The 11602-nt window shown below is 34.4% G+C and carries 9 protein-coding genes; 1 reads left to right on the top strand and 8 read right to left on the bottom strand.

The annotated features are described in order from the left end of the window. Positions 1-369 precede the first annotated feature (369 nt). The 5 genes from KAOT1_RS11250 to KAOT1_RS11270 all read right to left on the bottom strand — a co-directional run bounded on the left by KAOT1_RS11250 (position 370) and on the right by KAOT1_RS11270 (position 6885). Complete coding sequence (locus KAOT1_RS11250) at positions 370-1122, bottom strand: LytR/AlgR family response regulator transcription factor (protein ID WP_040560025.1); 753 nt, start codon at positions 1120-1122, stop codon at positions 370-372. Positions 1123-1301: 179 nt separating this feature from the next. Then, a complete protein-coding gene (locus KAOT1_RS11255) occupies positions 1302-4337 on the bottom strand; it encodes a ligand-binding sensor domain-containing protein (protein ID WP_007094935.1) in 3036 nt (1011 codons plus the stop codon). Position 4338: 1 nt separating this feature from the next. Continuing rightward, positions 4339-5181, bottom strand: coding sequence for an SH3 domain-containing protein (locus KAOT1_RS22000; RefSeq protein WP_007094936.1), 843 nt, complete (start codon positions 5179-5181; stop codon positions 4339-4341). A gap of 176 nt (positions 5182-5357) precedes the next feature. Continuing rightward, a complete protein-coding gene (locus KAOT1_RS11265) occupies positions 5358-6407 on the bottom strand; it encodes a hypothetical protein (protein ID WP_007094937.1) in 1050 nt (349 codons plus the stop codon). A 262-nt stretch (positions 6408-6669) separates the two neighbouring features. Next, positions 6670-6885 (bottom strand): hypothetical protein, encoded by a 216-nt coding sequence (locus KAOT1_RS11270; RefSeq protein ID WP_007094938.1) that lies wholly within the window; start codon positions 6883-6885, stop codon positions 6670-6672. A gap of 285 nt (positions 6886-7170) precedes the next feature. On the opposite strand from KAOT1_RS11270, the gene KAOT1_RS11275 reads away from it, so the two are divergent. Further along, on the top strand, positions 7171-8631 hold the full coding sequence (locus KAOT1_RS11275; RefSeq protein ID WP_007094939.1) for a hypothetical protein: 1461 nt from the start codon (positions 7171-7173) through the stop codon (positions 8629-8631). 426 nt (positions 8632-9057) lie between these two features. Here the strand turns inward: KAOT1_RS11275 and KAOT1_RS11280 are convergent, their stop codons facing one another. From KAOT1_RS11280 to KAOT1_RS11290, 3 genes are read right to left on the bottom strand one after another with little or no spacing between them, the layout of a single operon-like run. Continuing rightward, positions 9058-9429 (bottom strand): cupin domain-containing protein, encoded by a 372-nt coding sequence (locus KAOT1_RS11280; protein ID WP_007094940.1) that lies wholly within the window; start codon positions 9427-9429, stop codon positions 9058-9060. Further along, positions 9419-10009, bottom strand: coding sequence for a hypothetical protein (locus KAOT1_RS11285; protein ID WP_007094941.1), 591 nt, complete (start codon positions 10007-10009; stop codon positions 9419-9421). Before KAOT1_RS11285 ends, KAOT1_RS11280 begins: the two co-directional genes overlap by 11 nt. Positions 10010-10035: 26 nt before the next feature. Then, positions 10036-11547, bottom strand: a complete 1512-nt coding sequence (locus KAOT1_RS11290) for a helicase HerA-like domain-containing protein (RefSeq protein ID WP_007094942.1) — start codon at positions 11545-11547, stop codon at positions 10036-10038. Positions 11548-11602: the final 55 nt, after the last annotated feature.

Raw genomic sequence — 11602 nt, forward strand, 5'->3', positions numbered from 1 at the left:
AATTTATCTTAGAAACGTATTTAAAACTTAACATTTTATATAAAATCAAATAATGATCTCATAAACAACCTTGAATCCTTGAATTGAGCGAAGCGAAAAAAAATAGGTATTAGCTTTTGGGTATTGGGTATTGAGTATTGGGTATTAGTCAAGTTCTAAGAATAATTGAAAATTCAAACTAAAATACGAACATAATTTGAGCGAAAGCGATACCAAAATTCTGAGTTTTTTAATCAAACTTTTTAATTGAAAACACCAAAGAAATTATTTATTTGTAAATAGTGTTAGAAACAACCTTGAATCATTGAATTTTTAAATCCTTGAATTGAGCAAAGCGATCCAAAGAAAGGTAGCTGAGCAATGTCGAAGCTACTTTCGATGAATACTACTCAAAATCTCCATCACCTCAACTTTTTTACGAACAGAAACCGGAACCGTACTTTTATCTTTCAACAATAAATAACCACCATCCGTTTTGATAAATGCTTTAATGAATTGCAGATTGACTAAATGACTTTGATGCACACGCAAAAATTGATAGTTTTTCAACATATCCGCGAAGTATTTGAGCGTTTTGGTTACAAAAATCTTCTGTCCGTCTTTTAAGTAGAAAATCGTATTGTTGCTATCAGATTCACAACGAATAATTTCATCCATACTCACAATAATAATCTTGTCGAGCGTGTGTAATGATATTTTTGTAGGCTTTTCATTTGGAGCGGCTAAGGTATCTTTTAAGATGTCTAAACGTTCTTTGTTTGGGTGAATTTGACCTTTTGCTTTTTCAATCGCTGTAGATAGTTCTTCTTCTGAATAAGGTTTCAACACGTAATCAATTGCAGCAAATTTAAACGCTCTGATGGCAAATTCGTCACTTGCCGTTACAAAGATGATTTTTGATGTTAGATTCGGAAAAATCTCCAACACATCAAATCCAGAGCCATCGCCTAGCATAATATCTAAAAATAAAATATCAGGTTGCTGTTTGCGTAATAATTTTGCCGTTTCCACAACGCTTGAAGCAGTTCCAATAATATTTAATTCAGGATGTAAACGTTCTATGTCTTCTTTGAGCATTTGTAATGCCGCAGGAATATCGTCAACAATAACAGTAGTGAGCATGTTTTTGGTTATGAGTTTTATATCAAAATACATTTTTACTTAAGTAACATTTGTTCTTTAAATTAGAAACAGATTAATTTTTTAAAGTCTAACAATCTAATAGATTCCTGCAACGCAGGAACAAGTCTAAAAGCAAAGCGATCTAACATCTAACAGCGTCAGCGATCTAATTTCTAAAATCAATAATCCGTTTCCAGTGGAATCTTAAATGAAATCTTCGTTCCTGCTAAAGTAGCATCTTTTTTAGACATGTCTTCAATTTTTAGCGTATTATGACCTGCCAACGACTCAATTCGTTCTTTGGTAACTTGCAATGCCATCGATTGATGATCGGTTTTTGGCTTGTTTTGTTGCGATTGCTGAATGCCAATTCCGTTGTCAAGTATGGTTGCGTATAAAAATTTAGTGTCGGTGGTAAATTGCACTTTCAATTCGCCAGATCGTTGCAGCGGCATGATTCCGTGACGAATAGCATTTTCTACAAACGGTTGAATCAACATTGGTGGAATTAATACTTCTTCAGGATCGAGATCAGATTTTAAATCAATTTGATAGGCAAAATCTTTGCTCGCCATCAAACGTTCTACTTCTACATAGTTTTTTAAAGTTTTGATTTCTTGCGCAAGCGTAATTGTATCTTTTCTAGAATTTGTTAACGTTTCTCGAAGCAATACCGCAAAGGTATTGATCGTTTTGTCCATCTTTGTAATATCGTTTCTACTCATGCCCTTTATCCCATTTAACACATTGAAAATAAAGTGCGGATTCATCTGTAAGCGCAATGCTTTTTGTTCTAGTGAAAGCAAATGATTTTCCAATTGCAAACGTTCGCGAATGGCACGGTTTTTAGCTTTTACTCGTTTGATGTATGAATAGATGATAAAAAGTACAATCAATCCAAGAATTGTCCATATAATATTTCTAAACCATGTTTTTTTGTACAACGGTTGAATGACATGAAATTGAAAGCTAATCGGATCGCTTTCTAGCCAATCTTTATTCCTTGATTGCGCCAAAAAAGTATGATCGCCATAGTCCAAACCACCAAATGTAATCTTACTTTCCTGATTCCACGGGCTCCAATTGTTATCGTCAAATTTATGTCGGTATACAATGGCTTCTGGATTGTCCAAATCGACAGAACGAAATTGAAACGCCATGTTGTTTTCATCTTCAGAGAGTTGTAATTGTTTATCGGAATTTGTCCAAGTTCGTAAATCGATTGAATCTAAACTTTGGTAAGCAACTTCAATATTTTCAAAGTGTAATTGCGGTTTTGAGCTTTGTCGTTCGGAAGTAGAAGGTGCGTATTTCGTTAATCCGTAAATCGTTCCAAACCAAAGATTTCCTTCACTATCTTTTGTGGTTGCGTTGTGACAGGTTTCAATTCCTAAAAAGCCATCATTTTCGCCGTAATGTACAACGTTGATGATTTCATTTTTCTTGTTGAGAGTTATTTGATCTACACCACGTTCGCTTCCCGCCCAAAGTGCGCCATTATCATCAAAAACAAGCTGATAAATGTTGTTGGAATAGAGTTCTTTTTTTCCGCGTAAGCGTTCAAATTTTAAGTTTTTTGATAAGGTAGAAACCCAAATTCCTTTTCCAAAAGTCCCCACATACATGTCGTAATTATGAAAACGAATGGTTCCAATAGTAACTTCGCTTCCTGTAACATTTTCTGCGGTAATATGTGTGACATTATTGTTTTTGATATAACCTAAATGTCCTTTGTTTGTAGCATACCAAACGCGCCCAGTTTCATCGCGTGCCAAATCGCGAATTGCCAAGTCTTTGACACCTTGTTCTGAACCAAAGGTTTTAAGATTGAATATTTTTTTGCTTTTGTAATCGTACTGAAAACGGGCAATTCCGTGTGAATACGTAGCAATCCAGATTTCAGAACCGAAGATTTTAATGTTGCGAATCCAATCAGAAGGCAATCCATTATCAGTGGTAATGGTTGCGGTATAAATGTCTTCTACTTGTTGTGTTTCATACGATATTTCATCTACAATTGTGCTGTCGTACACAATAGAATCACGCACTTTTCTTTGGTAGAGATAGATTCCTTTTCCTTCTGTTCCTGCCCAAATTCGACCTTCTTTATCATTGGTCAGCGTTTTTACTTTTACATTGAGATATTCGCTTGTGGCTTCCTGTTGTTGAATTCCTGTAGAATCAATCGTCATTAAGCCAGATTCAGAAGTGGAAAGCCACAACGTATTTTCTGCATAATGCAACGCGTAAATACGATTGGCAGTGAGTCCGTTGTTTTTTGTGTAATGTCTAAAGTTGTTTTTTTCATATTTAAACAATCCGCCACCTGACGAACCAATCCACACATTATTTTGTCGGTCTTGAAACGCTTTACGAACGTGATATACAGACAAACCATTTCGTTTTGTGATCGATTTTTCGGCTAAATTATCTGTCAGATTGATGCGTTTGATACCTTTGTTTGTTGTGTTGATCCACAATTGATCTGCATTTACCAAGCTTATGGTATTGATTTGTGTGACTTCCGAGAGAATTTCAAAACTTTCTTTGCCATCTTGAAACGCAAAAACACCATCAGAGAAACTCGCGGCAATTAGTTTTTCTTTGTATTGAACGAGAGATTTAAAATCGCCATCCATGATTTTTTTGAAGCTTCCGTTGTTCGCCAAACGATCTGTTTTCCACAATCCTCTGCGAGAAGCAATCCAAAAAGAAGTTCCGTCAAATAAGAGGTCATTTATTTGTGTTGAATTGAGAATTGCATTGCAATCTATCGGTTTTGTACCTTCTTTCGCATCGTATTGGTAAATTCCTTTTCGTGTTGCTAGGTACGTGAGTTTATCCGTATTTTCAATATCATAAACTCGTGGCGTTGTGTATTTGTCAAACGTATTTTTTATACGAACGGAAAGTCCTTGTCGCGTTCCAATGAATAGTGTGTCTTTGTAAAACTTTAGTGCGTGAATGTAGTTGGAACCCAACCCATTTTTTTCATTCCATACTTTAAAAGAAATTCCATCAAAACGGGCAATTCCACCGCCTTGTGTTCCAATCCATAAATATCCTAAATCATCTTGTGTAATGGCGTTTACTTGCGATTGTGGCAAACCATCTTTTAATGTAAAGATGCGTAACTGATTGTTTTGTGCTGCTGCAAACCATGTTCCAATAATGAAAAGTGTGCGTAGGATGTATGTTTGGGAAACTAATTTCATGTTAGTTTGCTGTTTTTCGTTTGTAGAATTCTTTTGAAAATTCTGGTACTAATTTCGTGCCATTCCATTCGTAATAGCGAGACATACTTTTAGATTCTGTCCAACCTGTCACTTCGTCTACCGTATCACTTACTTCTTTGGTAAATAAAATAGAAGGTTGTTCATTAGCTGGATTTGTAGTAAAAGTAAATGTTTCCGATTCTGAATACAAAGCATCTCCACTAACAGAAAGATGTGCCACAAACACCAATTCGTTTACATCATTGATAAAAAAATAAGTATTGCCATTTTCAGCACCGCAAGAATCTCCATAATGCTGAATTCTCAATATATGCTGAACATTATACAGTTGGTGATTATCTTCTATAAATGCAGCAACACTAGCGCCATAAAGTTGCATACTACTTTCAGAATAGGCATGATAGCTTGTTCCTGTGACCATTCTGATGAGAAGTTCTTCCCTATTTTTCTTAGAAGTATGCTTTCTAAAATAAAAACTTTGAGCTTCTTTTTTGATCGATTTACTTGCAATAAATTGTCCTGGAATATACCCTTTCAGGTTGTTATATTGTACTTTATACCAAGGCATTTTATGATTGCCATTTTCAAATATAATATCCGTTTTAGCAAGAATCGTTACATTAAAACCAATACGCAAACGGGTCATTTCTTTGGAAGAAGTGTTTGGTGCTGCACGCAGGTTTACATTATCTCCAAATAATGGATAGGTGTTCCCAATTTTAAATTCTTGATCTAACGCGAGATATTCAATGCTTTGTGCATGAAGTACTGTAGCACAAAATATAAATAAGAAGAATAGTGTTTTTACATAAGACGTCTTCATAAAACAAATATAGGTTAAAATTTGGTGTTGGTATTTGATTTTTTTAAGCATCTAAAAGCGTCACTTCGACTAGAAAATCAATAGAAGTTGACGTTTTTTATTTCAGTAATAAAGCGAGCTATGTGAATCAACTAATTTTTAAATTAATTCACATAGCATAAGCAATTGTTATAAGGTTAAAGCTGTGTATAATACCGTTGATTGTCAAATTCTGTACGAACATATGATAACGGATTGTTACGTTGCATCATTGGTTTCATTACACAAACTACGGTAGTTTTTCCTTTGATGATGAGTTTGTCGCCAGATTTATAAGCTTTCCATCTAAATTGTTCTACAGGAATTCCCATGTCTTTGATAATTTTGCCGTACTTATCGTTGTCGTCAACCCAGTCCATAATCGCTTCCGGACTTGTCAATGAAGGTGCTTCTTCATCGCCTGAAAAATCTATTTCCCAACGTACAGGAATATTGAATTTATACGAAAATGCTTCTCCAGGCTCTTCTTCTTCCTTTGTTCTGATTGCGTCTAACCAATGAATATCTTCTAAAGGATATTTACGAATGAATTGTTTTGATAAATCAACATTTCCTGGCGATTGTGCTGTTGGATAATATCCGTAAAATACTTTGGCTAAGAAATGCTTTTGAAACTGTCCGTTAAAAACCGTTGCATGTGGCGTTGCAAAAACTTTTGGCTGATGATTTGCCGTAAAAGTTTGCTTTAATATTTGTAACAACTGCTGATTTTTTCCAAGTTCAGAAGTATGAAATACCAATTTACTATTTTCTGACAATACATTTTTAAGTTTTGGTAATTTGTCTTCTTTTAAACAATTGAGTAGTGATTCTTGTGATAATAGATCACCGTGAATTGTTGTTTCTAACGAAAGTCCTTTTTTAGAGTTTCCTTTATTTACTATGTGAATCTCGCTATAATCTTGATTGTTATGATTTTTATTCAACCAAGCAATGATTTCTTGTAATGAAAAAGCATCGTCTACAATCGTATAATCCAATTCTTGAAAATGATTTTTAGCGTCTTTATAATACGTGCTAGAACCTTTGTCATATCCTGCAATAAACACAACCGATTGTTGCGAAGCTACCTTTTCACTTTCGTTCATTGCGGTTAAATTGTCTGTGTTTTCTTTTGGGGAACATGCAAAAACAAATGCTAATACAAGTCCCATGAATGTTGCCATTTTAAGTGCTTTTGTTTTCATAGTGTTGTGATGTTTTATGTTAATTATTTAATGATTTAAAGACTCAATGATTGAATAATTCAATCGTTAATCTTACAATCTTTTAATCTTTTAAAAGTTTAATCAGTTTTGAAAATCAGCCCGAATAATCTCCATCTGCTTTCGGATTGAAATTACTATCTGTATTGCAATTAAAAACCCACTCTTTAATACATTTCTGATAGTACTTTTTGACAGCCATCAAAAAGATTCGGACTGTTTTCTCCCAACTAACCAACCTAATTTATCTTTTTAATACCATAGAAGCTTCTTGTCGTATAGGCAGCGTGATGTGTTGTAAGCGCATTTGTTTTGCCAATGCCGGACTCGAAATCCATCTGCCTTCTTGAAATAAGGCTACGGTGTTTATTTTTCCTTCGCCATCAAACTGCATTTTGATTTGCGAATAGATATTCAAATATTTTTGAATCATTTTTGTTGCTGTTAAATCGTACCACATTTGATGTTTGTTTTAAAATGTTTATCTTTTTTGTTGTGATTAAGATGACTTTGTTTCTTAATTACATTTCAAATGTAGTAGCAACTTCGCGCTTTTTTGGAGTGCTTTTAGAATTCGTTAGTGTTAAACTAGAATTCGTTGTAATTTTTGGAAATTCAATTTTCTTCCCCTAACCAAAACAGTCTTTTTCCTATATAAAATCAGCTTTTAAACTCTTACACAAGGTTTTACGCCAAAGTATTTTTGCGCTAAGAAATAATATAACCTAAAAACTAGAAAAAAATCATGGGAACAATTAAATCAACTTGGGCAGGAACGCCCATTACGTTAGACGATCAGATAGAAGATGCCGTTTGGGCAGGAGCGCAAGACAAAAAAATGGCTTTTGATGGCGGATTTATGCTTGCTAAAAATGATGCAAAGTATTTGTATGTTATTTTAGATGTAATTAAAGATACGCACAACGATCCTACAGGCGACTATTTTTGGTTTACGTTTGATAGAAACCGAAACAAAGCCATTACTCCAAATTATGATGTGAATTACGGAACCTATCCTGGAAATCCTAATAAAATTGGACGCCAATATTACAAAGGAGCGGGAAGATGGACAGGTTTGTTAAACGAAGAACAAAAATCAGAATGCAGAAGTACATTCGGAACTTCCCCAAATTCTGACACGCCACATAGAATCTGGAAATTCCGATTTAGACTTACCGATTTAAAAGTCAACTTATTATGGTGGTGGTTTAGCTCATACACAAAATTTGGTTTTAGAGTACATTCAAAAACACCAAATTTAAATTACGATACGCCAACCAACTTTTTTAGAGATTTCTCAAAGTTACACACGCTGTATTTTTCCAGAAAACCATCTATTTCAAGTAGCGATTTAGGACCAATTATGGGAAGTGTCGGATTGATTCCAACAACAAAAATTAACGCATCAGGACGCGCTACAACAGCTTCCAATTATTTTATTCATGCGCAAAATGCCGCTTTTGGTGGACGATTGAACGTGATTGGAAACCGCACAAAAATGGATCAGTTGCCAGGAATAGGAGCAAAAAAGTATAAAGTTTTCCACCGAAAAGGAGCTTCTGGCGGATTTTCTGAGTTTGTGACTTCTTGGTATAATTACAAATGGAATGGTTCTGATTATGTACTCGAAGCCGCTTCCGCAGATAGCAATAATTTTTATAAAATGCCAAGTGCAGGTGTCGATTATTCAATTGATGATTTACTGTTTCAGTTCAATTCTACAAAGCTCAGTACAGGAATACATCAGTTTAAAGTGAAATTTTATAACAATGCAGGAACGGAAGTTGGTGCCACAAATCCAGAGCAAATTTTAACGATGTATATCGATAATAATGTTCCAGAAGTAAGTATCAATTCTGTAAAATATAAAAATGCTGAAGTTGGCGCATGTGGAATTGTGAATCTTCAAAATCCTACAGATAAAATAGATATTGATTTTGAAGCTTTTGATAAAGAAGGAAATTTACTCGATTATAGTTTGCGAGCTCGTTGGGGCGAAGGCGATTCTCAAAGTATTGTGTACAAAAAGTATAATGCGGCAACAACACCAGGAAATTGGAATGGAAGTCATCATATTTTAGGAAGTTTTAATGCACAGACGACGTGTGCACATTCGTTTAATATTTATGCAAGAGCTAGAACAACAAATGGTTATGGTTATATCGGCAAAAATAGTACGTATCGATATGTGACGATTATTAAGTAACGTCAGTTCGATATAATTAATTCAATTTATATTCTTAGTAAGTTTAGAAAACTTCTACATAAAACCACGTTTTCTATTTTTTTATTTTCGTTTTCTTTGCTTACCCAAAGAAAAGAAACAAAAGAAAGGGAACTTTTCCAGAGGTATTTTTAGTTTTTCTCTTAGGGAAAAACTAAAACCGCATGAATTTTTCTAAATTTTCTCCAAGGCTTCAAAAATTTTTAACGAAAAATTCCTGCTATACTACGGAAAAGAAAAGGATCAAATTAACTTTTTTATATCGAAAACACTTTAAGTAATTTAATTCAATAGAAAAAAGGTTGTCTAAAAAGTTAAAAAAATGCCAAACTGAATCAAGTTCAGAATGACGGTTTCCATTTTTTTTAGACAACCTCTTTCTGTTATGTACGGCGATTTGAAACCGATTTATTTTTCTTCTCTATTCACCAAATCCATGGAAAACGCTGGTAAGCAAATTGCCAAATATTCGCAATCCTCATCAAACGGATTGGAATATTGTACACGCGTATTTTTTTCTATTTTGATAGATTGTCCAGCTTCTAGGATAATGGTTTCATCATCAATGATAAATTGTTTTTTCCCTTTAATGATGTATGTGAATTCATCAAATTCAGGAGTTTGAAACGGTTCACTCCATTTTGGTGGCGCAATCATATGAGCAATACTTACGTCTGAATTTCCATCAGTAGCATTACCAAAATGTTCTTCAATTAGTTTTCCATCTGTGGTTGGAACGACAAATGGTTTCTTTTGAACGTGATATTTTTTATTGTGCATCTTTTTCTTCTGTTTTTGGCGTTTCTTCGTGTTCCCAATTAATCATAAATTGCTTGATTTTTGCTGCATCAGGAATTTGAATCGCATCAATGTTCAATTTCATATCATAACGTAAATCTTCTGGAAGTTCTTTTTTATCAATCATAAAATATTCGTCTCCAACTGCCGTAATCACTAAGTTGTTAAGCGTGTTGTGAATATATTTTATTTTATAATTTTCACGAATATCTTTAAAAGTACTGTTTAAAGAAACACCTTTTTCGGTTTTAAAACGCGGATCGTGAATTTGAATCGTTTTTATTTTTTCATTTTCGTCGTGTTGTTGTCTTGGCGTTAGCGTAAATAATTGTTTTCCGCCTTTTTCATAAATCAAATATTTATCTGTGCCAGCTTGTACATAATCGCCTTCCCCTATGCGTTTTACAAGAGAATCATTAGCAAAGACAGAATCTAATTGCTTTACGGTAATGTCTTTGTGAAGTTTTCCAACTTGATTTTTTTGAATCAAAAACGGATTTTCTTTTTCAGTACAGCTTGCCAAACAAGCGATTATAAGTCCAAGGAATAAGGATTTTTTCACGTAATTTTCAGTTTAAGTATTTTATATTAGAGATATTTTTTTAGAATTCCCAACACACTTCTTATCACTGTTGGGCTTGTCAATGCTTTGATAATCGGATTTTGTCGCGTACTTTTTCGGGCAGAACTTCTGGAAGATTTTACCTTTTCTTTGGCTTTTTCTTCTTTTTCATGCAATGCTTCCGCTTTTTTAATTTTTTCGTTCAGCATTTCATACGCACTTTCACGATCTACTTCGTCATTGTATTTTTTGATTAATTTTGAATTGTCAATCACTTCTTTCAATTCAGAAGACGTTAATACGTCCATACGACTCATTGGTGCGCGCAACATTGTCGCAGCAAGTGGCGTTGGTCGCCCTTTTTCATCTAAAGCAGAAACCAATGCTTCACCAATTCCGAGAGACGTTAAAACCTCAGCAGTATCGTAATATTCAGAATCAGGATAATTTTCTGCGGTAAGCTTAATCGCTTTTCGATCTTTTGCCGTAAAAGCACGCAAGGCATGTTGTATTTTTAAACCTAATTGACTTAAAACTGCGTCAGGTACATCGGTTGGATTTTGCGTTACGAAGTACAAGCCAATTCCTTTGGAACGAATTAGTTTTACAATGCTTTCTATTTGATTTAGTAACGCTTTGGAAGCTTCTTTAAAGATTAAGTGTGCTTCGTCAATAAATAATACTAATTCTGGTTGTCCGCTGTCACCTTGTTCTGGAAACGTTTCGTAAATTTCTGCAAGAAGACTCAACATAAATGTTGAAAATAGTTTGGGTTTGTCTTGGATGTCTGTCAAGCGGATGATGTTGATGAAACCACGACCATCTTTGTCAATTCGAGTTAAATCTTCTACATCAAAAGATGTTTCGCCAAAAAATAAATCGGCTCCTTGTTGTTCTAATTCTACAATTTTACGCAAAATTGCTCCTGTGGAAGCAGAAGAAATTCGTCCGTACATTTCTTTAAATTCACCTTTTCCTTCGCCTGTAGCATATTGCAATACTTTTTTAAAGTCTTTTAAATCAAGTAATGGCATTTTGTTGTCGTCACAGTATTTAAAAACAACGGCAACAATTCCTGATTGAGTTTCGGTCAAATCTAAAATTCGCGAAAGCAATACTGGACCAAATTCAGAAACGGTAGCACGCAAACGCACACCATCTTGATCTGATAAGGAAAGAATTTCTACTGGAAAGTTATTCGCTTCAAAAGGAAAGCCAATTTTTGCGTGACGTTCGTCAATTTTTGGATGTCCAGCACTTGGTTGTGCAATTCCACTTAAATCACCTTTGAGGTCCATCAACAACACAGGAATTCCTTTGTCAGAAAGATTTTCTGCAAGTATTTGTAATGTTTTCGTTTTTCCCGTTCCTGTAGCACCAGCAATTAAACCATGTCTGTTTAAAGTCTTTAATGGAATTTTCACATAGGCATCGGTTACCGTTTCTCCTTCATACATCGCTGCGCCCATTGTAATATAATCGCCTTTGGTTACATATCCTTCATCAATATGTGCTTTAAAATTGTCTTTACTACTCATTGGTTCCAAAAATTTGGTTAAAAGTAAGCGATTTTGATGAAGTCTAAAAAAAATG

Origin of the sequence: Kordia algicida OT-1 (assembly GCF_000154725.1) — a bacterium.
GTDB classification, from domain to species: domain Bacteria; phylum Bacteroidota; class Bacteroidia; order Flavobacteriales; family Flavobacteriaceae; genus Kordia; species Kordia algicida.